The 258-nt window shown below is 67.8% G+C and carries 1 pseudogene; it reads left to right on the forward strand.

The annotated features are described in order from the left end of the window. Positions 1-258 (forward strand): annotated as a pseudogene (locus SB753_RS38855) (MFS transporter); the annotation flags it as partial.

The raw sequence follows: 258 nt of genomic DNA on the forward strand, positions 1-258 counted from the left end.
CTCGCGAGCACCTTCGCCGGCCGCTGGAGCGATGCAAGCGGGCGGCATCGGCCGTTACTGCTCGTCGCGCTCGTGCTGGCCGCGCTCGGCTATCTGTCGTTATGCGTGGTGCGCGATTACCGGCTGCTGCTCGTCGTCGGCATTGTGTTTATCGGTGTCGGCGGCTCGGCTATTTCGATGGTGTTCTCATTCAGCCGCGCCGCGCTGCCCGTGCCCGACGCGTCCGAACGCGCGTTTGCCAGCGCGACGCTGCGCACG

The organism is Paraburkholderia sp. SIMBA_053, assembly GCF_046534895.1.
GTDB lineage: Bacteria > Pseudomonadota > Gammaproteobacteria > Burkholderiales > Burkholderiaceae > Paraburkholderia > Paraburkholderia caledonica.